Source organism: Knoellia terrae (assembly GCF_048606435.1).
Lineage (GTDB): Bacteria > Actinomycetota > Actinomycetes > Actinomycetales > Dermatophilaceae > Knoellia > Knoellia terrae.
This window is the reverse complement of the sequence record NZ_JBMBWH010000003.1, coordinates 24,832-47,651: the sequence shown is the minus strand read 5'-3', so window position 1 is coordinate 47,651 and position 22,820 is coordinate 24,832. Positions and strand designations below refer to the sequence as shown.

Here is a 22,820-nt window from a genome sequence, read left to right as displayed (position 1 = left end):
CGCTCAGCCCCGCTGCCGGTCCAGCTCACTCGCGTATGCCGTGAGCGAGCGCCGGTAGCGGTTGACGTCCTCGTCGGTGCTGGAGTGCGCCACGGCGGTGAGCAGGGACCCCAGAGCCTCGCTCGAGCGACCGGCCGAGTGCAGCGCGAGGGCGCGGAAGGCGGCGATGCCGACAGAGTCCGGGCGTTCCTCCGCCAGGGTGTCGAGCAGCGTCACGGCCTCGTCGTGGGCGCCGACGTTGCGCAGCGACGACGCGAGCTGGATTCCCGCACGGTGTCGGAAGGGCTCTCGCAGACCGGCGTCGAGCGCCTCGCGGTAGAGCTCGATGGCACGCTCTGGGTGGCCGGCGGAGTCGAAGGTGCCGCCGTACTCGTAGGTGATGCGCGCGTCTCCCGGGTACGCGGCATACAGCCTCGCGCCGGTCTCGATCCGGCGAGCCTCGTCCTCGTCCTCCCAGAGCGTCGCGATGTCACCCTCGGCCTCGTGCTCGCCTCGGGCGGCGATGACCTTGCGACGGATCGAGCGCGCGTCGTCGGCGACGGCACCGGCCTCGGCGAGCCAGGCGTAGATCTCCTCGCGCTCGGCGTGGCACATGATGGCGACGACGTCGCCGTCCTGCGCGGTCTCGACGAGTGCCCGGAGTCCGGACAGCTCCGTCGGGTAGGAGGCGATCTCGGCGACACCGGCCCGCTGCAACCCGACCGTGAGGTGGCCCTCGAGCTCCTCCATCGTCCGGCCGCGCAGGTAGTGCGCCTTGTGGGCGGCGACCACGTGGTCGGCGCGGTGGCCCGCGATCTCGCCGAGGTTCTCGAGGATCTCGTCGGTGCGGTCACCCGCGGCCCCGAGCCCGAGGTGGATCCTGGCCCCCGGCGCGCGCAGGCCGTCGGCGACGTCCATGAGCGCCTCCAGGCCGGCCTCGTTGTGGGCGAGGTCCACGACGACGGTGCACGAGCCGCCGAGCCCGGCCGGCGCCGTGTAGGTGTTCATCCGGCCCGGGTTGAGCGAGGCGTCCGGCTGGAACGTCCGCAGCCCCTCGACGACGGCCGCGCGGTCGAGCCCGAGCGCCAGGGCTGCGGCCGTGGCAGCGAGGACATTGGCGACGTTGTGTCGCGACAGGCCACTGATCGTCATGGGTACGTCGACGACGGAGATGAGGCGGTCCGGGACACCGGAGTCGGTGAGCACACTGACCCGGTCGTCGAGCACCGTGATGGCACGTCCACCGGCGCCGAGCGCCTCGCGGATGGCCGGTGAGTTGGCGTCGAGCGTGAAGACCCAGGGGCGAGCGGGCGACCCGGTGCGCATGGCCCAGACCCGGGGGTCGTCGCCGTTGAGGACGGTCCAGCCTCCGGGTCGCGTGGCGCGGGTGATGATCGCCTTGACCTCGGCGAGCTGGTCGATGGTGTCGACCCCCTGAAGGCCGAGGTGGTCGGCGGAGACGTTGGTGACCACCGAGACGTCGTTGTGGGTGACGCCGAGACCCTTGAGGAGCATCCCACCGCGGGCCGTCTCGAGGATGCCGATCTCGACGCCGGGGGCCCCGAGCACGCCGCGCGCTCCGGCCGGTCCGGAGAAGTCACCGGGCTCGATCGTCGTCCCGTGGTCGACGACACCGTCGGTGGAGCTCCAGGCGGTGTGCCGGCCCGCGGTCATCGCGATGTGGGCGAGCAGCCGGGTCGTCGTCGTCTTGCCGTTGGTGCCGGTGACGGAGGCGACCGGGATGTGGGGGGTGACGATGCGGGGCGGGGCGCCGTCGGGGGCGTCGCGCACGGTGGCGGCCCACTCGTCGACGACGTCACGGCCCTCGAGCCACGACTGGAGGACCGGTGCGACCGACTCCCCGAGCGCCTGTGCGGACCCGCGCCGCCGCCACACGAAGGATACGACCACGACCGAGCGGTCGGTGCCGGGGCGGGAGCGCACGCCGAGCCGGCCGGTTCCGGAGGCACGCGAGACGTGGCGCACGGCCCGCTCGGCGAGGCGTGCCAGGACCCGCTGCCGCTGCTCGGTGTGGGCGGCACCGGCCTGGATCGCACCGAGCCCTGCCGTGCGTGCCACCGCCCGGACGACGTCCTTGTCGGCGTCGAGGTATGCCGTGAGGTCGAGCGTGACCTTGACGGCCGGCTTCGGGAAGTAGAGGTTGGGTCCCTCCAGGACCCGGACCTCGGTGGCGGTCACGACAGGGGCGGTGTGGAGGTCGCTGGTCACGCGGCGAGCCTAGTTGGCCGAACGGCTCAGATGCCCATCGCGTGGACGCCGCCGTCGACGTGCACGATCTCGCCGGTGGTGGCTGGGAACCAGTCCGACAGGAGGGCCGCACAGGCCTTGGCGGCGGGCACCGCGTCGTTGACGTCCCAGCCCAGCGGGGCGCGCTCGCCCCACGTGTCCTCGAACGTCTTGAAGCCCGGGATCGACTTCGCGGCCGTCGTCCTGATGGGGCCCGCGGCGACGAGGTTGCAGCGGATGCCGCGAGGACCGAGGTCGCGCGCGAGGTAGCGGTTGGTCGACTCGAACGCCGCCTTGGCCACGCCCATCCAGTCGTAGACCGGCCACGCGAACTTCGCGTCGAAGGTCAGCCCGACGACGGCAGAGCCCGGCGCCATCAGCGGCATCGCGGCCACCGCGAGCGACTTGAGCGAGTAGGCGGAGGCGTGCATGGCGGTCGACACGTCCTCGAAGCTGCCCTCGAGGAAGTTGAAGGCCCCCTGGGGCGCGAAGCCGATGGAGTGCAGCACACCATCGAGATGGTCGACGTGCTCGCCCAGGCGGTCGGCCAGGCTGTCGAGGTGCTCGCTGTCGGTGACGTCGAGCTCGACCACGGGCGGCGTCGTGGGAAGCCGCTTGGCGATCGTCGAGGTGATCTTCATGGTGCGACCGAACGAGGTCAGCACGACCTCGGCGCCCTGCTCCTGCGCCAGCTTGGCGACGTGAAAGGCGATCGAGGAGTCCATGAGCACTCCGGTGATGAGCAGCTTCTTGCCCTCGAGCAGCATCGGTGTCGTTCTCCTGTGGGTGGGTTGGGGTGGTGGGGTCAGTGGCCCATGCCGAGGCCGCCGTCGACGGGGATGACGGCTCCCGTGACGTAGGCCGCGTCGTCGGAGGCGAGGAAGCGCACGACTGCGGCCACCTCGGCCGGCTGCGCGAACCGCCCTGCCGGTATGCCGGACTTGTAGGTCTTCTGCGTCGCCTCGGGCAGCTCCGCCGTCATGTCCGTCTCGATGAACCCCGGAGCGACGACGTTGGCGGTGATGCCCCGCCCGCCGAGCTCACGGGTCACGGAGCGCGCCAGGCCGACGAGGCCCGCCTTGCTCGCGGCGTAGTTCGCCTGCCCGGGACCGCCGTAGAGCCCGACGACGCTGGAGATGAGGATGATCCGCCCGCCGCGGGCCTTGATCATCCCGGTGCTCGCCCGCCGCACGCAGCGGAACGTCCCCGCGAGGTTGGTGTCGATGACGGCGTCGAAGTCCTCGTCGCTCATCCGCATGAGCAGGCCGTCCTTGGTGATCCCGGCGTTGGCGACGAGCACCTGCACGGGTCCGCCGAAGATCTCCTCGGCCGCGGTGAACGCGGCATCGACGGAGGCGGAGTCGGTGACGTCGCAGGTCACCGCCTCAAGGCCCTCGGGTGCCTGGCCGTTGCGGCTGGTCACGACGACGGTGTCGCCGCCCTCGACGAAGGCCCGGGCGATGGCCAGGCCGATACCTCGGTTGCCCCCGGTGACGAGGACGTTGCGCGCTGGGCTCATGGCGCACGACGCTAGTGGACTACCGATGGGTAGCAGGCATCGCAACGGGCACGGGGAACGCTCAGGAAACGGACGTACAGTGGGTTGGTGAGCACGAACCCCCGCGGTGAGCCGCAGGTCCAGTCGGTCACGACGGCCCGCTCCAACCCCGACGACGACCTCAACGCGAGGATGAAGCAGTACCTCGTGACGATGGGCGTGCGCACCGCCTGCTTCGTGCTGGCCTTCGTCACGGAGGGCTGGCTGCGCTGGACGTGTGTCGGCCTGGCCGTGGTCCTGCCGTACATCGCGGTGGTGTTCGCCAACGCGAGGGCTCCGCGGACCGTCGGGCGTGTCTCGGCCGTCGTGCCGCGCGACCCGCAGCGGCGCCGGCTCGAACGGTGATCTGCAGCGCCAAGGCGTGTCGGCGGGAGGCGACGTGGGCACTGCTGTGGAACAACCCCAGGCTGCACACGCCTGACCGACGCAAGGTGTGGCTCGGCTGCGACGAGCACCGCACGAGCCTCGCCGACTTCCTGTCGCTGCGGGGCTTCCTCAAGGATGTCGTGCCGGTCGCCGACATCCCCGCCGACGCCGGCTGACCGCGACACCTTCCGACCAAGAGGTCAAGAGACGCACGAGTCCTTCGACAGTTTGTGACCTATCGGTCGCAGGAAGTCGGTGGCATCGACAGTTCGTGACCTATCGGTCGCAGGATGTCGGTGGCGTCGACGGTGGTCAGCCGCCGATGGCGCTCATGGGTCGCAGCGGCTGCACGAAGTCGGCACTGCCGATGCCGTGCCCCTTGGCCTTGCGCCACATCTCACCGGTGATGAGGGCGGCCAGCTCCTCGTCGGAGGCGCCGTCCCGCATCGGTCCGCGCAGGTCGGTCTCGCGCTGCGAGAACAGGCAGTTGCGCACCTGCCCGTCGGCGGTGAGCCGGGTGCGGTCGCAGGCGCCGCAGAACGGCGCCGTCACGCTGGCGATGATGCCGACGGTGGCGGGTCCGCCGTCGACGAGGAACCGCTCGGCCGGCGCGCTGCCCCGGTCGGCCTCGGGCAACGGCGTGATGGTGAAGCGCTCCTCGAGCTGGGCGCGGATCTCGTCGCCCCCGACCATCGTCGAGGCGTCCCAGCCGTGCTGGGCGTCGAGCGGCATCTGCTCGATGAACCGCAGCTCGTAGCCGCGCTCGACGCACCACGCGAGGAGGTCCGCGACGGACGTGTCGTTGACCCCGCGCATCGCGACCGCGTTGACCTTGACCGGCACCAGCCGTGCGTCACGGGCTGCCGCCAGCCCGGCCTCGACGTCGTGGAGCCGGTCGCGCCGGGTCAGGTCGGCGAACTCCTGGGGGTCGACCGTGTCGAGGCTGACGTTGACGCGGTCGAGGCCGGCCGCGGCGAGCGGGCCGGCGAGTCGGTCGAGGCCGATGCCGTTGGTCGTCATGGCGATGCGCGGCCGTGGCTCGAGAGCAGCGATGCGTGAGACGACGTCGGTCAGCGAGCGGCGCAGCAGCGGCTCGCCCCCGGTCAGGCGCACCTGCTGCACACCGAGCCGCACGAAGATGGAGACGAGCCGGACCAGCTCGTCGTCGTCGAGCATCTCGGGCTTCGCGAGCCACGGAAGGCCCTCCGCCGGCATGCAGTAGCGGCAGCGCAGGTTGCAGCGGTCGGTGACGGACACCCGCAGGTCACGCGCGACGCGACCGTGGCGGTCGGCGAGGCGTGCGGTGGTCGGGGCGACAGGCATGCCTCCAGACTAGGCCGGTACCGTGACAGCCGTGTCACGGCGTCTGTTCACCCCGCGCTGGCTGGGTGCCCTGGCCCTCGCCGTGCTGTATGCCGTCGTCGCCTACCAGCTGGGTCACTGGCAGTACTCCCGGCACGAGTTCAAGGTCGAGCGCAACGCCCTGCTCGACGCGCACTACCGCGCCGACCCGGTCCCGGTGACCGACGTGCTGTCCGAGCGCCCGGTGGACCGCGCGCAGGAGGACTGGACCAAGGTCACGGCCACCGGAACGTATGCCGGCCCGCAGCTGCTCGTGCGCAACCGCCCGAACAACAGCGTCTTCGGCTACGAGGTGCTCGCCCCGTTGACCTTGGCGGACGGCCGGACGGTCGTCGTCGACCGCGGGTGGGTCGAGAACTCCGAGCTCGGAGCTGCCGTCACGCCGGACGTGCCGGCGGCGCCCACCGGCCGGGTGACGGTCGTCGGCTGGGTCCGGCCGGGCGAGACCAGCCAGCGCAAGTCCTTGCCCGACGGGCAGGTGGCGAGCATCAGCGTCCCCGATGTCGAGCGTGCGTGGGGTACCGACGTGCTGGACGGCTATGTCGTGCTCGACAGCGAGCGCACGGCCGCGGGCGTGACCCCGCCGCGGCCGGACCGCCTCCAGGACCCTGACCGCAGCCTGGGACCCCACCAGGCCTACGCGTTCCAGTGGTGGATGACGATGCCGGCGGGGCTGCTGCTCATCTGGCTGGGGATCCGTCGCGAGCTGCGTGATGAGGACCCCGACCGCCCGCCGACACCGAAGAAGGTGCGCATCTGGGACGAGGAGGACTACTGACCGCGACGTCGGGTCACGCCGACCGCGGTGGCTCCCCCGGCCAGGAGGAGCGCCAGCCCGCCTCCGACGAGTGCCGGGCGCGGCTCTGCCGCATCGTCCGGTGCACGACTGCCGGTGGCACCGGACGGGCTGGCCGAGGAGCCGCCGCCCTCGCCCCGAGGCGGCGGGTCGGACCTCTTCTCGCCTGACCTGCCCCGCTTGTCGCCCGGCTTCCCCTCCTGCTCGTCGCCCGGCTTCGCTTGCTGCTTCTCCGCCGACTTCTCCTTCTTCTGGGGCTTGTCAGGGCGTGGTGCTGCGCCGCAGTCGGACGCCTCGACCGCACCGGTCGCCCGACCGCTGGGGTCCACCGGCCAGTTGTCCGCCCAGTTCTGCCCCGCAAGCCGGGTGCTTCCGGCTCCCTCTGCGGTGTGCTCGAAGGGCGGGATGACGTCGTGGCCGCCCTGGTGGGCCCGGTGCCCGTTGCGGATGAGGGCCGACGCGTCCACGGTGATGACGACCCACCGGCCGGACTTCCCCGCCACGTGGCAGATGGTCACGCCCTCGGTGGAGTCGGCCTGGACGGGGCCGGCGAGGACGGTGGCCGACGCTCCGATCGCCGCGAGGGCCAAGGCCAGCACCGCACCGACAGGGCGACGACCTCGCACGTGGCTCATGGGCGGTCCTTCCTCGTGGCACGGACGCTCCGAGCACGTCCTGACCCATCGTGGCACCGCCCGGCCACCGCGGGGAGAAAACGCCGAAGATCCGCAGAAGGACCCGGCCGCGCCGCCCCGGCTACACGCGGGGAGCCGCGCCGACGTCGTCGGAGAACTGCGTGGTGTAGAGGTCTGAGTAGAGACCTCCGGCCGCGAGCAGCTCGGTGTGGGTGCCGCGCTCGACGATCCGCCCCCGCTCGAGGACGAGGATGACGTCGGCGTTGCGCACGGTCGACAGGCGGTGGGCGATGACCAGCGACGTGCGCCCCTCGAGCGCGGTGTCGAGCGCTCGCTGCACCGCCACCTCGCTCTCGCTGTCGAGGTGGGCCGTCGCCTCGTCGAGGACGACGAGCCGAGGACCCTTGAGGAGCAGGCGGGCGATCGCGATCCGCTGCTTCTCGCCGCCACTGAGGCGGTGCCCACGGTCGCCGACCACCGTGTCCAGCCCCGAGGGCAGCCGCTCGACGAGGTCCCAGATGCGGGCCGCGCGCAGCGCGGCCTCGATCTCTGCGTCGGAGGCCGACGGTGCGGCATACAGGAGGTTGGCCCGGATGGTGTCGTGGAACAGGTGCGCGTCCTGCGTCACCACGCTGACCGTGTCGCGCAGCGACGCGAAGGTCACCGAGCGGAGATCCACGCCGTTAAACCGGACCGCTCCACTGGTCGGGTCGTAGAGCCGCGCCACGAGGGCGGTGAGCGTCGACTTGCCGGCACCACTGGGCCCGACGAGGGCGACGAGCTGCCCCGGCTCGATCGTCGCGTCGATGTCGTGGAGGACGGGCTCCCCCGCAGCCCGGTCACCGGTCGCGGTCGACTCCAGCGAGCTGAGCGACACCGCGTCGGCGGAGGGGTAGCCGAAGCCGACATGGTCGAGGTCGACCCGGATGGGACCGGCCGCGACCGGCACGGCGTCGGGCGCCTCGGCGACCAGCGGTTCGAGGTCGAGCACCTCGAAGACGCGCTCGAACGACACGAGCGCGGTCATGACGTCGACGCGGGCGTTCGACATCGTCGTCAGCGGGCCGTAGAGCCGCGCCAGCAGGGCCGTGAGGGCGATGAGGGTGCCGACCGAGAGCCCCCCGCCGACGGCCATGACTCCCCCGAAGCCGTAGACGAGGGCGGTGGCGAGCGCGGCCACGAGCGTGAGGCCGACGAAGAACACCGAGCGGTTGACGGCGATCCGCACGCCGATGTCGCGCACGCGCTCGGCGCGCTCGGAGTACTCGCGGTCCTCGGTGTCGGGGTTGCCGTAGATCTTCACGAGCAGCGCACCGGCGACGTTGAAGCGCTCGGTCATCCGGGTGCCGAGGTCGGCGTTGAGCCCCATCTGCTCGTGGGCCAGAGCCGCCAGCCGGCCACCCATCGCCCGCGCGGGCAGGAGGAAGAGCGGCACGAGCAGGAGGGAGGCGAGCGTCAGCTGCCAGGAGAGGTAGAGCATCCCGCCGATGATGAGGACCAGCGACACCGCGTTGCTGACGACGCTGGAGAGCACGGACGTGAACGCCTGCTGGGCGCCGATGACGTCGTTGTTGAGCCGAGAGACCAGCGCACCGGTCTGCGCCCTCGTGAAGAAGGCGATCGGCTGGCGCATCACGTGGGCGAAGACCTGGGTGCGCAGGTCGACGATGAGTCCCTCGCCGATGCGGGAGGAGAGCCATCGCGACACGAGGGTGACCGCCGCGCTGAGGACCGCGATCACGGCCACGAGGAGCGAGAGGCGGATGACCAGGCCGGAGTCCTCGGGATAGATGCCGTCGTCGATGAGGCTCTTGAGGAGGAACGGGGTGGCGACGATGAGCACGGCGTCGACGACGACGAGGGCGAGGAAGACCGCGATGATCCGGCGGTAGGGCGCGGCGTAGGACAGCACGCGCCGGGTCGTGCCCGGGGCGAGCTCCTTGGACCGCACGCTCGCGTCCTTGCTGAGGCTGTGGATGGCCTGCCAGCCGGCCATGCTCATGCCGCGTCCGCCGTCGTCGCCATCTGCGGCGTCCGCGCCGCCGTCGAGCTAGGTGATGCCATGTCGTCGATCCTCGATCCTCAGGTGCACGAGAGGTCAAACGAGCCGGGGGCCCGACCGATTCCGCGTGCGCCCTCCACCCTCTCAGGCGAGGGTGACAAGGTCCTTGTAGTCCGGGCCCCAGAGGTCCTCGACGCCGTCGGGCAGGAGCAGGATCCGCTCCGGCTCGAGCGCGTCGACCGCGCCCTCGTCGTGCGTGACGAGGACAACGGCGCCCTTGTAGGTCTTGAGCGCCCCGAGGATCTCCTCACGCGATGCCGGGTCGAGGTTGTTGGTCGGCTCGTCGAGGAGCAGGACGTTGGCCGACGAGACGACGAGGAGCGCGAGGGACAGCCGGGTCTTCTCCCCACCGGAGAGCACCCCGGCCGGCTTGTCGACGTCGTCCCCGGTGAAGAGGAACGAGCCGAGCACCTTGCGCACGTCGGTCTCGCCGAGGTCCGGCGCGGCCGACTTCATGTTGTCGAGCACCGTGCGGTCGACCTCGAGGTTCTCGTGCTCCTGGGCGTAGTAGCCGATCTTGAGGCCGTGACCCGGCTCGACCTGCCCGGTGTCCGGGGCGTCCACACCGGCGAGCATGCGCAGCAGCGTGGTCTTGCCGGCGCCGTTGAGGCCCAGGACCACGACCCGGGAGCCCCGGTCGATCGCCAGGTCGACGTCGGTGAAGATCTCCAGCGAGCCGTAGGAGCGGGACAGGCTGGAGGCGCGCAGCGGGGTGCGGCCGCAGGGCGACGGGTCCGGGAAGCGCAGCTTGGCCACCCGGTCGTGCGCACGCTCGGACTCCAGGCCCGAGAGGAGACGCTCCGCCCGGCGCTGCATGTTCTGCGCCGCAACGGTCTTGGTGGCCTTGGCCCGCATCTTGTCGGCCTGCGCCATGAGGGCGCCGGCCTTCTTCTCGGCGTTGGCGCGCTCGCGCTTGCGGCGGCGCTCGTCGGTCTCGCGCTGCTGGAGGTAGGGCTTCCAGCCGAGGTTGTAGATGTCGAGCTCGGCGCGGTTGGCGTCGAGGTGGAAGACCTTGTTGACGACGGCGTCGAGCAGGTCGACGTCGTGGGAGATGACGATGAGGCCGCCGCGGAAGGTCTTGAGGTGCTCGCGCAGCCACACGATCGAGTCGGCGTCGAGGTGGTTGGTCGGCTCGTCGAGCAGCAGCGTGTCGGCGCCGGAGAAGAGGATGCGCGAGAGCTCGACGCGACGTCGCTGCCCGCCGGAGAGCGTGTCGAGGGTCTGGTCGAGGTGGCGTTCCTCGAGCGCCAGCGCCGAGGCGATCCTGGCCGCCTCTGACTCCGCGGCGTAGCCGCCGGCCGCCTGGAACTCGGCGTCGAGCCGGCCCCAGCGGCGCATCGCCCGGTCCTGCTTGTCTCCGGTCTCCTCGGCCATCGCGTGCTCCGCGGCCCGCAGGTCGCGCACGATCTGGTCCAGCCCCCGCGCGGAGAGGATGCGGTCACGTGCCGTCACGTGCAGGTCGCCGGTGCGCGGGTCCTGCGGGAGGTAGCCGACCTCGCCCGTGCTGTGCACCTGACCTGCCGCGGGCTGGCCGACGCCGGCCAGCACCTTGGTCAGGGTCGTCTTGCCCGCTCCGTTGCGACCCACGAGCCCGATCCGGTCACCGGCCGCGACCCGGAAGGAGACTCCTTCGAGCAGCAGGCGTGGACCCGCGCGCAGCTCGATGGCGGCAGCAGTCAGCACAGGAGTCCTTCGTCGTGGGATTTCTCGGGTTGGTCACGAGGCGCACCGCTGACACACCGCGGGCCTTCTGACGCCTAGTCTAGGTGGCGCCGTGCTCCGCACGGACCAGGCCACCATGGGAGGACGTGCATGAGCTTCAACGACGACGTCGGTCTCGACACCTCACAGGTCGAGTCCGGCGGCAGCGGCGGTGGCCCCGGAGGCATCGCCGTCGGTGGTGGCCTCGGCGGCATCATCATGCTCATCATCGCGCTCATCTTCGGCATCAACCCCTCCGACCTCCCGACCGGTGGCGGCGGCACGAACCAGGAGCAGGTCGACGGCACGTCGACCAGCGGCGAGGCCTTCGAGCGCTGCAAGACCGGTGCCGACGCGGACGCCGACGTCGAGTGCCGCGTCATCGGCACCGTCAACTCCGTGCAGGCCTTCTGGACGGAGGAGCTCCCCCGCTACCAGAAGCAGTGGCAGCCGACCAAGACCGTCCTCTACCAGGGGTCGACCCAGTCGCAGTGCGGCACGGCGAGCAACCAGGTCGGGCCGTTCTACTGCCCGCTGGACCAGAAGGTCTACATCGACGCCGACTTCTTCGCGATCCTCGAGAAGGACTTCGGCTCCGACAGCGGCGCGCTCGCCCAGGAGTACGTCGTCGCGCACGAGTACGGCCACGCCCTCCAGGACCAGCTCGGGCTCCTCGGGCGGGCGCAGCAGGACCCGTCAGGACCCAACAGCGGAGGCGTGCGCGTCGAGCTCATGGCCGACTGCCTCGCCGGTGTCTGGGCCAAGAACGCCTCGACGACCAACGGACCCGAGGGCAAGCCGTTCCTCGAACCGCTCACCGAGGCCGACATCAAGAGCGCGCTCTCGGCCGCCGCCGCCGTCGGTGACGACCGCATCCAGGAGAAGACCCAGGGCCAGGTCAACCCCGAGGCGTGGACGCACGGCAGCGCGGAGGCGCGCCAGCGATGGTTCCTCCAGGGCTTCAAGACCGGCGACCTCAACCAGTGCAACACCTTCAACGTCGACCGGGTCAGCTGAGGTCATGACGGGTCCGGGTCCGGGACCGGAGCAGATCCGCCTCGGACCCCGTCAGACGCTGACCGTGCTGTCCTCCACGCCCGAGCAGCTCCTCCTCGAGTGCACCTGGCAGCCGGGTGACCCGCCGCCCACCCACTGGCACCCGAGCCAGCACGAGCATTTCGTCGTCCTCGACGGAGAGCTGACGGTGGTCGTCTCGGGAGACGAGCGCGTGCTGCGCGTGGGCGACGCCCTCGACGTCCCACCCGTCACCGCCCACCACATGTGGAACGCCGGCCCCGCCCCGTGCAGGGCCTCGTGGACCATCACTCCGGCACAGCGCACCGAGGAGCTGTTCCGCACCATGGCCCAGGGACCGGGGCTGGTGTCGAAGGCCTCGATGGTGTGGCGCTTCCGGCACGAGCTGCGGCTCGGGAGTCCCGCGGACGACCCCTCCTGACTGAACCTCAGTCGGCGTCCGGATACGTCCTGTCGAGCTCCTGGAGGAGCCGGTGGGCGGCCAGCTCGACCTTCTTGTGCCGCCACTCGGACGCGCGGTAGACGCACGCGATGAGCGCGCTGCGGTGCACCCTGTCGAAGTCCCCGAAGACGAACGCGTGGCGCGCCTTGGTCTCGTCGTTGGCGCCCTCGGTGAGACCCAGGTGCCACGCGGCGTAGTCGGGCCAGTCGTGCTCCTCGAGGAAGGCGTTCTGGGTGTCGGCGTCCGGCTGGACTCGGCCCCAGTCGCTCTCGAGGACGACCTTGCCGGCCGCGATGAGGTCGCGGCAGTGACGCACCGCCCTGCGGTTCACCGTGTAGGAGGCCATGCGTCCATTCTGTCGCGACCGCCCCCGGTCAGGGCCCGTCGTCGATGCGCACCTCGACGGTTCGCGCCCGGCGGACGACGTCGTCGAGGACGGCCCGGCGCGGGTCACCGATGTCGGCGAACTCCCGTCGCGGCAGGGCGAGCAGGGGGGCCAGGCGCGGGTCCTCGAGGACCTCTCCGGCGAGGGTGCGGTCGCCTCCGACGACGAGCGCCGCCGGCGTGCCCTGCGACAGGATCCGCACCGCGTGGTCGGCCACGGCGCGCACCAGCTCGTCGGCCTGGTTGCCACGCCGGCGCGCGAAGCGCTGCTGGGACCACCCCCCGGCGGCGGTGCGGGACTGGACGTGCCGGGTGCCGACCTTGTGCTCGACGAGGGTCGACCCGTCGACGAGCGCGACGGCATACCCACCTCGTCGGATCAGCACGACGGCGAGCCACCGTGGCTCCAGACGCGAGACCCCGACGACCCGCTGGGGGCCGTCGGGGTTGTTGGCGTCGAAACGTTCGCGCCACGCGGCATACCGCTGCGGCGCGACCTCGACGACGCGAGTCACGAAGGGTCGGGCTCAGATGTTGAAGCCGAGGGCGCGCAGCTGCTCGCGACCGTCGTCGGTGATCTTGTCGGGGCCCCACGGGGGCATCCAGACCCAGTTGACGCGGTAGGAGGACACGAGGCCCTCGAGGGACTGCTGCGTCTGGTCCTCGATGACGTCGGTGAGCGGGCAGGCCGCGGACGTCAGGGTCATGTCGATGACCGCGTGGTTCTGGCCGTCGACCGTGATGCCGTAGACGAGCCCGAGGTCGACGACGTTGATGCCGAGCTCAGGGTCGACCACGTCGCGCATGGCCTCCTCGACGTCGGCCACGTTCACCGGCGCACTGGTGGTCTCACTCATGGTGTTCCTTCCTTCGGATCTGGGCCGGCCACCGCAACGCGGTGACCGCTCTGGTGCAACGCATCGGTGAACGCCATCCATCCGAGGAGGGCGCACTTGACGCGGGCGGGGTACCTGGCGACGCCGGCCAGGGCGACGCCGTCACCGATGACCTCCTCGTCGCCGGGGTCCTCGCCCTTGGACGTGAGCATCGACCTCATGGCCTCGTAGGTCGTGAGGGCCTCGCTCAGCGGGTGACCGATGGTCTCCTCGGCGAGGATCGAGACCGACGCCATGCTGATCGAGCAGCCGAGCGCGTCGTACGAGACGTCCTGGACGATGGGATCACCGCCGTCGGGACCGGCTGCGAGGTGGAGGCGCATGGTCACCTCGTCGCCGCAGGTCGGGTTGACGTGGTGCACCTCGGCCTCGTACGGCTCGCGCAGGCCGGCGTGCTGGGGGCGCTTGGAGTGCTCGAGGATGAGCTCCTGGTAGAGGTCCATCAGACCGCACCCCGCAGCTCGCCCACGCCGAAGATCGCCGGCACGGTGTCGAGCGCCTCGAGGAGCGCGTCGACCTCACCCTCCGTGCTGTATGCCGCAAAGCTGGCTCGCGTCGTCGCCGCCACCCGGAAGCGGCGGTGCAGCGGCCATGCGCAGTGGTGGCCGACGCGGACCGCCACACCGGAGCCGTCGAGGACCTGGCCCACGTCGTGGGCGTGCACCTCGTCGACGACGAACGCGACGGTGCCGCCCCGCGACTCGAGGTCGGTCGGCCCGACGACGGTGACCCACGGGCGGGCCGCGAGGCCGGCGAGCAGCCGCTCGGTGAGCGCCAGCTCGTGCGCGTGGATGCGCTCGATGCCGAGGTCCTCGATGTAGTCGACCGCGGCGGCGAGCCCGATGGCCTGGGCCGTCATCGGCACGCCGGCCTCGAAGCGCTGCGGCGGCGGGGCGTAGGTGCTGCCCTCCATCCGGACGGTCTCGATCATCGAGCCCCCGGTGAGGAACGGCGGCATCGCCTCGAGCAGCTCGCGCCGGCCCCAGAGGACCCCGATGCCGCTCGGTCCGAACATCTTGTGCCCCGAGAAGGCGACGAAGTCGGCCCCGAGCGCCTCCACGTCGACGCCGAGGTGCGGCACCGACTGGCAGGCGTCGAGCACGACGAGCGCGCCGACGGCATGGGCCCGCTCGACGAGCTCGGCCACGGGGTTGACGGTCCCCAGGACGTTCGAGGCGTGGACGAACGCCACGACCTTCGTGCGCTCGGTGAGGAGCGTGTCGAGGTCGGTGAGGTCGAGCCGGCCGGTGTCGGTGACGGGAAGCCAGCGCAGGGTCGTCCCGGTGCGGCGGCACAGCTCCTGCCACGGCACGAGGTTGGCGTGGTGCTCCATCTCGGTGACGAGCACCTCGTCGCCAGGACCCAGGACGAACCGCTCGCTGCCCGGGATGCCCGGGTGCGGCGAACCCGAGAACGCGTAGGCGACGAGGTTGAGCGCCTCCGTCGCGTTCTTGGTGAAGACGACGTCCTGCGCCTGCGCGCCGACGAAGCCGGCAATGCGCTCGCGCGCACCCTCGTATGCCGCCGTGGCCTCCTCGGAGAGCGCGTGGGCCCCTCGGTGGGGGGCGGAGTTGAGGCGCTCGTAGAAGTCGCGCTCGGCGTCGAGGACCTGCACCGGCTTGTGCGAGGTGGCCCCGGAGTCGAGGTAGACCAGCGGCGCACCGTCACGCACGGTGCGCGCGAGGATCGGGAAGTCGGCCCGGATGCGGGCGACCTCCTCGGCGGTGAACGGTGTCGCGGTCATGGCTCCCGGCTCAGGCGTTGGTGGGAAGGAAGCGGTCGTAGCCCTCGGCCTCGAGGCGCTCGGCCAGCTCGGGGCCACCCTGCTCCGCGATCCGGCCGTCGACGAAGACGTGGACGAAGTCGGGCGTGATGTAGCGCAGGATCCGCGTGTAGTGGGTGATGAGCAGCACGCCGGACCCGGTGGACTCCTTGGCGCGGTTGACGCCCTCGGAGACGATGCGCAGCGCGTCGACGTCGAGGCCGGAGTCGGTCTCGTCGAGGATCGCGAACGTGGGCTTGAGGAGCTCCATCTGGAGGATCTCGTGGCGCTTCTTCTCGCCACCCGAGAAGCCCTCGTTGACGCCGCGCTCGGAGACGGTCGGGTCCATGCGGAGGTCGGCCATGGCGGCCTTGAGGTCCTTGACCCACGTGCGCAGCTTGGGCGCCTCGCCGTCGACGGCCGTCTTGGCGGTGCGCAGGAAGTTGCTCACCGTGACGCCGGGGACCTCGACGGGGTACTGCATCGCGAGGAAGAGGCCGGCGCGGGCGCGCTCGTCGACGCTCATCGAGAGGACGTCCTCGCCGTCGAGGGTGACGGTGCCGCTCGTGACGGTGTACTTGGGGTGGCCGGCGACGGAGTAGGCCAGCGTCGACTTGCCCGAGCCGTTGGGGCCCATGATGGCGTGCGTCTCACCGGAGCGGATGGTGAGCGTGACACCGCGGAGGATCTCCTTGGTGCCCTGGTCGGTCTCGACCGTGACGTGGAGGTCGTTGATCTCGAGGACGTGGTTCTCAGTGGTCATGGCTCTCAATCCTTCTGGTTGAGGGCGACATAGACGTCGTCTCCCTCGATCTTGACGGTGTGGACGGCGATGGGGACGGTGGCCGGCGGGCCGGAGGGGATGCCGGTGCGGATGTCGAAGCGGGAGCCGTGCAGCCAGCACTCGAGGGTGCAGCCGTCGAGCTCACCCTCGGAGAGGGAGACGTTGGCGTGCGAGCACGTGTCGTCGACGGCGTGGACGTCACCGGTCTCGGTGCGCACGAGCGCGACGATGCGGCCGTTGATGTCCGCGGCGGCAGCACCCACCGTGGGGAGCTCGTCGAGCGAGCACACCCTGACGAAGGCATCGGTGCTCTGCGACCTGGTCGTCTCGGTCACGCCGCGCCCTCCAGCTCGCGGTCGATGGCGTCCATGAGGTGCTCCTCGATCCCGGGGACGCCGATGCGGCCGACGATCGAGGCGAAGAAGCCGCGCACGACGAGGCGTCGGGCGGTGTCCTCGTCGATCCCACGGGCCTGCAGGTAGAACAGCTGCTGGTCGTCGAAGCGGCCGGTGGCCGAGGCGTGACCGGCACCGGCGATCTCGCCGGTCTCGATCTCGAGGTTCGGCACCGAGTCCGCGCGCGCCCCGTCGGTGAGGATGAGGTTGCGGTTGAGCTCGTAGGTGTCGGTACCCTCGGCGCTCGCGCGGATGAGGACGTCACCCACCCACACGGTGTGGGCGGAGTCGCCCTGGAGCGCACCCTTGTACTCGACGTTGGAGCGGCAGTGCGGCGCCTCGTGGTCGACGAAGAGCCGGTGCTCCTGGTGCTGGCCCGCGTCGGCGAAGTAGACGCCGAGCGCCTCGAACGACCCGCCGGGACCGGCATACGACGCGTTGGTGTTGAGCCGCACGATGCCGCCACCGAGGGTGATCGCGATGTGGCGTGCCGTGGCGTCGCGGCCGACGACGACGTCGTGCTGGCCGAGGTGGAGGGCGGTGTCGTCCCACTCCTGGACGGTGACGAGCGTGACGTCGGCGCCGTCCCCGACGACCAGGGACAGCAGCTCGGAGTACTGGGCGTCGCCGTCGTGCCGGAGCACGATCGTCGCCTTGGCGAAGGCACCCACGCGGATCAGGGTGTGCGCGTGGGACAGCGAGCCGTCGCCGGTGAGGAGGAGCCGGACGGGCTCGTCGAGCTGTGCCTCGGCGGGCACGTCGACGACGGTGACCGACTCGGCGCGGTCGACGGCCACCACGGCGGCGCGGTCGGCGGGCTTCGGGGCCCCGGCGGCCTGCCACTCCTCGCGGGAGAGCGTCGACACGGTCACGCCCTCGGGCAGGAGCGCCTCGCGGCTCAGGGGGGTGCCGGTCGTCTCGGCGAAGAGCGACTGGAGGCGGTCGACGGGGGTGAAGCGCCACTCCTCCTCGCGGCCCGACGGGACGGGGAAGTCCGCGACGGCATACGAGGTGGTCCGCTCGGCCCGCGACTGGTCGGGCACGAACGCCGCGACGGAGTCGGTGTGACCGGGGGCGTCGCTGGTCTGGGGCTTGCTGGCCAGAAGGCTCATTTAGCCTACGGCTCCTTCCATCTGAAGCTCGATGAGGCGGTTGAGCTCGAGGGCGTACTCCATGGGGAGCTCCTTCGCGATCGGCTCGACGAAGCCGCGCACGATCATCGCCATCGCCTCGGTCTCGGACATGCCTCGGGACATGAGGTAGAACATCTGGTCCTCGGACACCTTGGAGACGGTGGCCTCGTGGCCCATCGTCACGTCGTCCTCGCGGATGTCGACGTAGGGGTAGGTGTCGGAGCGGCTGATGGTGTCGACGAGCAGGGCGTCGCAGACGACGCTCGACCTCGAGCCGTGCGCGCCCTCCAGAATCTGGACCAGACCGCGGTACGAGGTGCGGCCGCCACCGCGCGCCACCGACTTCGACACGATGGTCGAGGAGGTGTTCGGCGCGGCGTGGACCATCTTGGAGCCGGCGTCCTGGTGCTGGCCCTCACCGGCGAAGGCGACGGACAGGGTCTCGCCCCGGGCGTGCTCACCCATGAGGAAGACGGCGGGGTACTTCATCGTCACCTTGGAGCCGATGTTGCCGTCGATCCACTCCATCGTCGCGCCCTCGGCGCAGGTCGCGCGCTTGGTGACGAGGTTGTAGACGTTGTTGGACCAGTTCTGGATCGTCGTGTAGCGGACCCGGGCGTTCTTCTTGACGATGATCTCGACGACGGCCGAGTGCAGCGAGTCCGACTGGTAGATCGGCGCGGTGCAGCCCTCGACGTAGTGCACCGAGGAGCCCTCGTCGGCGATGATCAGGGTCCGCTCGAACTGGCCCATGTTCTCGGTGTTGATCCGGAAGTAGGCCTGCAGCGGGATGTCGACGTGGACGCCCGGCGGGACGTAGATGAACGAGCCACCAGACCACACCGCGGTGTTGAGCGCGGCGAACTTGTTGTCACCTGCGGGGATCACCGATGCGAAGTACTCACGGAAGAGGTCCTCGTGCTCGCGCAGGCCGGTGTCGGTGTCGACGAAGATGACGCCCTTCTCCTCCAGGTCCTCACGGATCTGGTGGTAGACGACCTCGGACTCGTACTGGGCCGCGACGCCGGCGACGAGGCGCTGCTTCTCGGCCTCGGGGATGCCGAGGCGGTCATAGGTGTTCTTGATGTCCTCGGGCAGGTCCTCCCACGACGTGGCCTGCTTCTCGGTGGACTTCACGAAGTACTTGATGTTCTGGAAGTCGATGCCGGTGAGGTCGCTCCCCCACGTCGGCATGGGCTTCTTGCCGAAGAGGCGCAGCGACTTCAGACGCAGGTCCTCCATCCACTGCGGCTCGTTCTTGCGCCGCGAGATGTCGAGGACGACGTCCTCGTTCAGACCGCGGCGGGCGTTGGTGCCAGCGGTGTCGCTGTCCGCCCATCCGAAGTCGTAGCGCCCGAGGTCCTTGAGACCCGGGTTCAGCTCCTCGATGGTGCTCATCGCGTGGACCCTTCTGTGGTGGGGACGAACGTCGTGCACACGTGATCTCCGTGCGCGAGGGTGGCAAGTCGTTGGACGTGCACGCCGAGCAGGCGTGAGAACGCGTCAGTTTCAGCGTCACAGAACTGCGGAAATTCCCGTGCCGCGTGCTGGACCGGGCAGTGACCCTGACACAGCTGTATGCCGGACAGTCCGGCGGGTGCCGCCGTCGCGGTCGCGCCGGTGCGCCCGACGGGGCGGGCGGAGGCGGCGAATCCGTCACGCGTCAGCGCGGCCACGAGGGCGTCGACGCGGGCGGTGGTGTCGGTGCCGGCGGCGGCCAGCTCGACGGCATACCGCTGCTCCAGGGCACCCACGCGGGACTCGGCGAAGCGACGCACGGCGTCGTCACCGGCCTCCTGCGACAGGAAGCGCAGGGCCTCGGTGGCGAGGTGGTCGTAGTCGGAGTCGAGGGCCTGGTGGCCACCGTCGCTGAGGACGTAGGACCGGGCCGGGCGCCCGCGGCCACGACCCGTGGCGGCGGCGATCACGCGCTCGTCGATGAGGCCGGCGTCGGTGAGGTTCTCGAGGTGGCGCCGCACGGCCGGGACGGTGAGCCCGAGGTCGTCGGCCAGGGCAGAGGCGGTCACCGGGCCACGCTCGCCGATGGCCTGCAGCACCCGGTCGCGCGTACGCGACTCGAGAACCTGCGGCACGACGGCCGAGCCCGGCATATTCACAACATCCATGTTACGTAATTGCGGTGGCAGTTGGAAACGAAGGTGAGCCTTACCGGGTCACCGGGTCACCGGGTCACCGGGGCACCAGGGCAGGACCGCCGCTCAGGGGCCCGCCTCGATGCGCCCCTGCATGGCGTCGAGGTTCCACTCGCCGCGTTCCGGGTCGCCGTAGCGCCAGGGGTGGATCGCCTCGACCCACCACGTCGCCCCGGCCCCTGCGTGCTCGGCGAAGGTCGTGGCCCTGCGGTCGTCCCTGGGGTCGCTCTCACCCGGAACGGCCACCTCGAAGGGCGCCTCCGCTCCCGCTCCCAGGTCCCGCATCCGCGCGACCACGGCTGCGGTGTCGGCCACCGACCATGAGCCGTCGACCCGCATCGGCACGACCCCGTCCCAGCACGCCGCTCGGGTGAAGGGGCGCGTCCCCGGCCACGTCCCGCCCACCCACACCGGGATCCGGGGCTGCTGCAGCGGCGGCGGGTGGCAGAGGCCCGCCCAGTCGGGACCGGCCACCCGGTAGAAGCGGCCCTCGTGCCGGACCGGCTCGCCGGACCACAGCCGGGCCAGCAGGTCGAGGTGCTCGTCGAGCATGTCACCGCGCGTCGCCGGGTCCGGCTCCTCGCCGACGAACTCCCACTCGAACGGCCCCGCGCCGGAGCCCACCCCCAGCACGAGCCGACCGCCACTGAGCCGGTCGAGCGTCACGGTCTGTCGCGCCACGACGAGGGGACGCCGGCGGGGCAGCGGGGTGACGAGCGTGCCGAGGCGGATGGTGGTCGTGGCACAGGCCGCGGCGGTGAGCGCGATGAAGGGGTCGACGACGTCGACGGGACCGTCGGCGAAGGCGAAGAGGTGGTCCCACAGGAAGAAGCCGTCCCAGCCCGCGTCCTCGGCCGCCCGGGCCCACACCGCCACCCGGGCGGCGTCGAGACCCGTGCCGAAGCACGGCACGGACAGACCGTGGCGCATCTGCCGACTGTACGACGACGGGCTCGCGGGCGGCCGCGACGTGGTGTGCTGGTGGGATGGACGAGCTGGTGGCGTCGGACGGCCTGGTCGGCGAGGCGCATCGCATCCGCGACGACGTCGAGGCGACCCTGGCCGCGTGGCAGGTGCCCGGGGAGGTCGAGCTCACCGGCGGGCTGAGCGTCCCCGGGGCCCTCACCAGGGGCGACGTCGACCTCCACCTGCGGGTCGACCCGGAGTCCTTCGACGCTGTCGTGGCGCGGCTGCGGGAGGTCCTGCCGGTAGCGAGCCCGCAGTCGTGGGCCGCGACGCTCGCCGTGTTCGAGGTGCCGGGTCCCCTCCCGACGGGCCTGGCGGTCACTCCCCTGCATTCGGAGCACGACCGGCGCTTCCGGGTCGCGTGGGAGGCGCTGGGCGGCGACCCCGAGCTGCTGGCCCGGTACAACGCCCTGAAGTCGGCGAGCGTGGGCACGGCGGACTACGAGGAGCGCAAGTCCCGCTTCTTCACCGCGATCGTCGACGCGCACCCCTCCGGCCAACGCGGGACCGGCTCGAAATGACCGTCGACACCTCGGTCGGAGCGAAAGTGGCGGTCAGGGTGTGTCGTCGTCCTCATCGGAGTCCGGGTCGGTGTCCGGGAGGAAGACCGACGGCATCCGCTGTCGCCGCGGCGCCACCGAGTCCGACCCCAGGAGCCGTTCACGGACCGGTGCGGTGAGCACACCCAGTGGCGCCTGGAGGATGTAGCCGTAGGCGATGACGAGGCCGGTGAGCCCCGGGTCCAGCACGAGACCGACGACGATGGCGAGCGCGCCGACGACCGTGCTCGCCCAGGCGGCCGCACCCTTGGGCTGCAACAGGTTGCGGAAGGACCGGAAGCGGATCGAGGTGACCATGAGGACGGCCGGGACCACGCTGATGACGATGGGGACGATGAGCGAGGCGTCGTAGCCCCCGGACTCCGGCTGGTTCAGGGCGAAGATCGTCGCCATCACCACGGCGGCCGCCGCGGGACTGGGGAGCCCGACGAAGTAGCGCTTGTCGGCCGTGGGGTCCACCGTGACGTTGAACCGCGCCAGGCGGAATGCCGCGCAGCCGAGCCAGAAGAACGCGGCGAGCACCGAGAGGACCGGGTAGTCCGGCAGTGCCCAGGTGTGCACGAGGATGGCCGGCGCGAAGCCGAAGGAGATGAGGTCGGCCAGCGAGTCCATCTGCAGGCCGAACGGGGACGTGGCCCCGACGAGGCGGGCCACTCCCCCGTCGGCGATGTCCATGATGATCGACACCGCGATGAGGACGGCCGCGAGCGTGAAGTGCTCGCGGAAGGCGAGCAGCACCGATGACAGGCCGCTCATCATGTTGAGGATCGTGAAGATCGTCGGGGCCGTGACCCGCAGCCGCTCGGTCTTGCCGAGCTGACGGAGGGAGACGACCTCGGCGCCGGTGGGCGAGACCAGGCGCCACCGGTCGAACCGCCGCCGGCGGCCGAAGGCGTCGTCGCTCACGCGGCTCCGACCGTCGAGGGCCATCGTGCGATGACGGTCTCGCCCGCGACGACGCGGGCGCCGCGCTGGACGAGGAGCTCGGCCTCCGGCGGCACGAAGACGTCCATCCGGGAGCCGAACTTCATCAGGCCGATCCGCTGTCCCGTCGTGATCTCCTCCCCCGCGGCGACACGGGTGACGACACGGCGGGCCATGAGCCCGACGATCTGCCGGAAGTGCACGACGCGGGTGACGCCGTCGACCTCGCGCTCGATGACGAGGTCGGTGCGCTCGTTGAGGTGTGCGCTCTCGTGCGTGTATGCCGCGAGCCACTTCCCCGGACGGTAGGTCACCTCGCGCAGGCGGCCGCCGTAGGGGGCACGGTTGACGTGGACGTCGAACGCGGACAGGAAGATGCTCACCTGCTGCCACTCACCTTCCGGTGCGACCCCGTCCTGGCCGGGTCCGGCATACATGACCTTGCCGTCCGCGGGCGAGACCACCACGTCGGGGTCGACCGTCGTGCGGTCGGATCTCCGGTCGGGGTCACGGAAGAACAGCGCGACGGCCACCGGCAGCGCGCCGAGGGCCAGAGCGGCGCCGCGCCGTCCGGCAAGTGCTGCCAGGACGGCGGGGACGGCGGCGACGGCGGTGGCCGGGGCGGCCTCGCGGTCGATGGTGACCATGGGACTCCTTGGGTCGAGTGGTGCCCAGCCTAG

The 22,820-nt window shown here is 71.1% G+C and carries 26 protein-coding genes; 6 read left to right on the top strand and 20 right to left on the bottom strand.

Going from position 1 to position 22,820, the window contains the following annotated elements:
- Positions 1–3 precede the first annotated feature (3 nt).
- The 3 genes from ACOJV9_RS05450 to fabG are packed head-to-tail and all read right to left on the bottom strand — an operon-like array spanning position 4 to position 3,745.
- On the bottom strand, positions 4–2,208 hold the full coding sequence (locus ACOJV9_RS05450; RefSeq protein WP_420184177.1) for a tetratricopeptide repeat protein: 2,205 nt from the start codon (positions 2,206–2,208) through the stop codon (positions 4–6).
- Positions 2,209–2,234: 26 nt separating this feature from the next.
- Positions 2,235–2,993, bottom strand: a complete 759-nt coding sequence (gene fabI / locus ACOJV9_RS05445) for an enoyl-ACP reductase FabI (protein ID WP_420184176.1) — start codon at positions 2,991–2,993, stop codon at positions 2,235–2,237.
- A gap of 38 nt (positions 2,994–3,031) precedes the next feature.
- Entirely contained in the window at positions 3,032–3,745 is a 714-nt protein-coding gene (gene fabG / locus ACOJV9_RS05440; protein ID WP_420184175.1) for a 3-oxoacyl-ACP reductase FabG, read from the bottom strand.
- 87 nt (positions 3,746–3,832) lie between these two features.
- Between fabG and ACOJV9_RS05435 the strand changes: the two genes are divergently transcribed.
- Both ACOJV9_RS05435 and ACOJV9_RS05430 read left to right on the top strand, forming a co-directional pair.
- Positions 3,833–4,129, top strand: a complete 297-nt coding sequence (locus ACOJV9_RS05435; protein ID WP_420184174.1) for a DUF3099 domain-containing protein — start codon at positions 3,833–3,835, stop codon at positions 4,127–4,129.
- Positions 4,126–4,326 carry a hypothetical protein gene (locus ACOJV9_RS05430; protein WP_420184173.1) on the top strand — a complete coding sequence of 67 codons (201 nt, stop codon included), beginning with the start codon at positions 4,126–4,128 and terminating at the stop codon, positions 4,324–4,326. Before ACOJV9_RS05435 ends, ACOJV9_RS05430 begins: the two co-directional genes overlap by 4 nt.
- Before the next feature lie 136 nt (positions 4,327–4,462).
- Here ACOJV9_RS05430 and moaA read toward each other — a convergent pair whose 3' ends face one another.
- A complete protein-coding gene (moaA, locus tag ACOJV9_RS05425; RefSeq protein WP_420184172.1) occupies positions 4,463–5,473 on the bottom strand; it encodes a GTP 3',8-cyclase MoaA in 1,011 nt (336 codons plus the stop codon).
- A 31-nt stretch (positions 5,474–5,504) separates the two neighbouring features.
- Here moaA and ACOJV9_RS05420 point away from each other — a divergent pair, with 31 nt between their 5' ends.
- Positions 5,505–6,290, top strand: coding sequence for an SURF1 family cytochrome oxidase biogenesis protein (locus ACOJV9_RS05420; protein WP_420184171.1), 786 nt, complete (start codon positions 5,505–5,507; stop codon positions 6,288–6,290).
- Here ACOJV9_RS05420 and ACOJV9_RS05415 read toward each other — a convergent pair.
- The 3 genes from ACOJV9_RS05415 to ACOJV9_RS05405 form a co-directional block, all read right to left on the bottom strand.
- Complete coding sequence (locus ACOJV9_RS05415; RefSeq protein WP_420184170.1) at positions 6,284–6,943, bottom strand: hypothetical protein; 660 nt, start codon at positions 6,941–6,943, stop codon at positions 6,284–6,286. The genes ACOJV9_RS05420 and ACOJV9_RS05415 overlap by 7 nt on opposite strands.
- A 121-nt stretch (positions 6,944–7,064) precedes the next feature.
- Positions 7,065–8,945, bottom strand: coding sequence for an ABC transporter ATP-binding protein (locus tag ACOJV9_RS05410; protein ID WP_420184169.1), 1,881 nt, complete (start codon positions 8,943–8,945; stop codon positions 7,065–7,067).
- 144 nt (positions 8,946–9,089) lie between these two features.
- Positions 9,090–10,688, bottom strand: a complete 1,599-nt coding sequence (locus tag ACOJV9_RS05405; RefSeq protein ID WP_420184168.1) for an ABC-F family ATP-binding cassette domain-containing protein — start codon at positions 10,686–10,688, stop codon at positions 9,090–9,092.
- Positions 10,689–10,817: 129 nt separating this feature from the next.
- Here ACOJV9_RS05405 and ypfJ point away from each other — a divergent pair, with 129 nt between their 5' ends.
- Entirely contained in the window at positions 10,818–11,723 is a 906-nt protein-coding gene (gene ypfJ / locus ACOJV9_RS05400) for a KPN_02809 family neutral zinc metallopeptidase (RefSeq protein WP_420184167.1), read from the top strand.
- Between the two features lie 4 nt (positions 11,724–11,727).
- Positions 11,728–12,162: a cupin domain-containing protein gene (locus ACOJV9_RS05395; protein ID WP_420184166.1), complete on the top strand. Its 435-nt coding sequence runs from the start codon at positions 11,728–11,730 to the stop codon at positions 12,160–12,162.
- A gap of 7 nt (positions 12,163–12,169) precedes the next feature.
- Here the strand turns inward: ACOJV9_RS05395 and ACOJV9_RS05390 are convergent, their stop codons facing one another.
- The 11 genes from ACOJV9_RS05390 to ACOJV9_RS05340 all read right to left on the bottom strand — a co-directional run bounded on the left by ACOJV9_RS05390 (position 12,170) and on the right by ACOJV9_RS05340 (position 20,620).
- Positions 12,170–12,529, bottom strand: coding sequence for a hypothetical protein (locus tag ACOJV9_RS05390; RefSeq protein ID WP_420184165.1), 360 nt, complete (start codon positions 12,527–12,529; stop codon positions 12,170–12,172).
- Positions 12,530–12,557: 28 nt separating this feature from the next.
- Positions 12,558–13,082: an acVLRF1 family peptidyl-tRNA hydrolase gene (locus tag ACOJV9_RS05385; RefSeq protein WP_420184164.1), complete on the bottom strand. Its 525-nt coding sequence runs from the start codon at positions 13,080–13,082 to the stop codon at positions 12,558–12,560.
- Positions 13,083–13,094: 12 nt separating this feature from the next.
- Positions 13,095–13,424: a metal-sulfur cluster assembly factor gene (locus ACOJV9_RS05380; protein ID WP_035932214.1), complete on the bottom strand. Its 330-nt coding sequence runs from the start codon at positions 13,422–13,424 to the stop codon at positions 13,095–13,097.
- Positions 13,421–13,906: a Fe-S cluster assembly sulfur transfer protein SufU gene (gene sufU / locus ACOJV9_RS05375; protein WP_420184163.1), complete on the bottom strand. Its 486-nt coding sequence runs from the start codon at positions 13,904–13,906 to the stop codon at positions 13,421–13,423. The genes ACOJV9_RS05380 and sufU overlap by 4 nt, the downstream gene beginning before the upstream one ends.
- Positions 13,906–15,207: a SufS family cysteine desulfurase gene (locus tag ACOJV9_RS05370; RefSeq protein ID WP_420184162.1), complete on the bottom strand. Its 1,302-nt coding sequence runs from the start codon at positions 15,205–15,207 to the stop codon at positions 13,906–13,908. The genes sufU and ACOJV9_RS05370 overlap by 1 nt, the downstream gene beginning before the upstream one ends.
- A gap of 10 nt (positions 15,208–15,217) precedes the next feature.
- Positions 15,218–15,988 (bottom strand): Fe-S cluster assembly ATPase SufC, encoded by a 771-nt coding sequence (gene sufC, locus ACOJV9_RS05365; RefSeq protein ID WP_420184161.1) that lies wholly within the window; start codon positions 15,986–15,988, stop codon positions 15,218–15,220.
- Positions 15,989–15,993: 5 nt separating this feature from the next.
- Positions 15,994–16,344, bottom strand: coding sequence for a non-heme iron oxygenase ferredoxin subunit (locus ACOJV9_RS05360; RefSeq protein ID WP_420184160.1), 351 nt, complete (start codon positions 16,342–16,344; stop codon positions 15,994–15,996).
- Positions 16,341–17,516, bottom strand: coding sequence for a Fe-S cluster assembly protein SufD (gene sufD, locus ACOJV9_RS05355; RefSeq protein ID WP_420184159.1), 1,176 nt, complete (start codon positions 17,514–17,516; stop codon positions 16,341–16,343). Before sufD ends, ACOJV9_RS05360 begins: the two co-directional genes overlap by 4 nt.
- Positions 17,517–18,935, bottom strand: coding sequence for a Fe-S cluster assembly protein SufB (sufB, locus tag ACOJV9_RS05350; protein ID WP_420184158.1), 1,419 nt, complete (start codon positions 18,933–18,935; stop codon positions 17,517–17,519).
- Positions 18,932–19,648, bottom strand: a complete 717-nt coding sequence (locus tag ACOJV9_RS05345) for a helix-turn-helix transcriptional regulator (protein WP_420184157.1) — start codon at positions 19,646–19,648, stop codon at positions 18,932–18,934. The genes sufB and ACOJV9_RS05345 overlap by 4 nt, the downstream gene beginning before the upstream one ends.
- A 108-nt stretch (positions 19,649–19,756) precedes the next feature.
- Complete coding sequence (locus tag ACOJV9_RS05340; RefSeq protein WP_420184156.1) at positions 19,757–20,620, bottom strand: LLM class flavin-dependent oxidoreductase; 864 nt, start codon at positions 20,618–20,620, stop codon at positions 19,757–19,759.
- Positions 20,621–20,676: 56 nt separating this feature from the next.
- Between ACOJV9_RS05340 and ACOJV9_RS05335 the strand changes: the two genes are divergently transcribed.
- On the top strand, positions 20,677–21,177 hold the full coding sequence (locus ACOJV9_RS05335; protein ID WP_420184155.1) for a hypothetical protein: 501 nt from the start codon (positions 20,677–20,679) through the stop codon (positions 21,175–21,177).
- A 33-nt stretch (positions 21,178–21,210) separates the two neighbouring features.
- On the opposite strand, the gene pssA is transcribed toward ACOJV9_RS05335, so the two are convergent.
- Both pssA and ACOJV9_RS05325 read right to left on the bottom strand, forming a co-directional pair.
- The gene (gene pssA, locus ACOJV9_RS05330; protein WP_420184154.1) at positions 21,211–22,122 is read right to left on the bottom strand and encodes a CDP-diacylglycerol--serine O-phosphatidyltransferase; all 912 of its coding nucleotides are present in this window, start codon (positions 22,120–22,122) and stop codon (positions 21,211–21,213) included.
- Entirely contained in the window at positions 22,119–22,787 is a 669-nt protein-coding gene (locus tag ACOJV9_RS05325) for a phosphatidylserine decarboxylase (RefSeq protein ID WP_420184153.1), read from the bottom strand. The genes pssA and ACOJV9_RS05325 overlap by 4 nt, the downstream gene beginning before the upstream one ends.
- Positions 22,788–22,820: the final 33 nt, after the last annotated feature.

Bases quoted from the DNA above. Each gene is read 5' to 3' on its own strand.
- sufB (WP_420184158.1), bottom strand. From the start codon at position 18,935: ATGAGCACCATCGAGGAGCTGAACCCGGGTCTCAAGGACCTCGGGCGC.
- sufD (WP_420184159.1), bottom strand. From the start codon at position 17,516: ATGAGCCTTCTGGCCAGCAAGCCCCAGACCAGCGACGCCCCCGGTCAC.
- ACOJV9_RS05345 (WP_420184157.1), bottom strand. From the start codon at position 19,648: ATGCCGGGCTCGGCCGTCGTGCCGCAGGTTCTCGAGTCGCGTACGCGC.
- moaA (WP_420184172.1), bottom strand. From the start codon at position 5,473: ATGCCTGTCGCCCCGACCACCGCACGCCTCGCCGACCGCCACGGTCGC.
- fabG (WP_420184175.1), bottom strand. From the start codon at position 3,745: ATGAGCCCAGCGCGCAACGTCCTCGTCACCGGGGGCAACCGAGGTATC.
- fabI (WP_420184176.1), bottom strand. From the start codon at position 2,993: ATGCTGCTCGAGGGCAAGAAGCTGCTCATCACCGGAGTGCTCATGGAC.
- ACOJV9_RS05370 (WP_420184162.1), bottom strand. From the start codon at position 15,207: ATGACCGCGACACCGTTCACCGCCGAGGAGGTCGCCCGCATCCGGGCC.
- ACOJV9_RS05335 (WP_420184155.1), top strand. From the start codon at position 20,677: ATGGACGAGCTGGTGGCGTCGGACGGCCTGGTCGGCGAGGCGCATCGC.
- ACOJV9_RS05410 (WP_420184169.1), bottom strand. From the start codon at position 8,945: ATGAGCATGGCCGGCTGGCAGGCCATCCACAGCCTCAGCAAGGACGCG.
- ACOJV9_RS05380 (WP_035932214.1), bottom strand. From the start codon at position 13,424: ATGAGTGAGACCACCAGTGCGCCGGTGAACGTGGCCGACGTCGAGGAG.
- ACOJV9_RS05395 (WP_420184166.1), top strand. From the start codon at position 11,728: ATGACGGGTCCGGGTCCGGGACCGGAGCAGATCCGCCTCGGACCCCGT.
- ACOJV9_RS05325 (WP_420184153.1), bottom strand. From the start codon at position 22,787: ATGGTCACCATCGACCGCGAGGCCGCCCCGGCCACCGCCGTCGCCGCC.
- ACOJV9_RS05390 (WP_420184165.1), bottom strand. From the start codon at position 12,529: ATGGCCTCCTACACGGTGAACCGCAGGGCGGTGCGTCACTGCCGCGAC.
- ACOJV9_RS05415 (WP_420184170.1), bottom strand. From the start codon at position 6,943: ATGAGCCACGTGCGAGGTCGTCGCCCTGTCGGTGCGGTGCTGGCCTTG.
- ACOJV9_RS05340 (WP_420184156.1), bottom strand. From the start codon at position 20,620: ATGCGCCACGGTCTGTCCGTGCCGTGCTTCGGCACGGGTCTCGACGCC.
- sufC (WP_420184161.1), bottom strand. From the start codon at position 15,988: ATGACCACTGAGAACCACGTCCTCGAGATCAACGACCTCCACGTCACG.
- sufU (WP_420184163.1), bottom strand. From the start codon at position 13,906: ATGGACCTCTACCAGGAGCTCATCCTCGAGCACTCCAAGCGCCCCCAG.
- ypfJ (WP_420184167.1), top strand. From the start codon at position 10,818: ATGAGCTTCAACGACGACGTCGGTCTCGACACCTCACAGGTCGAGTCC.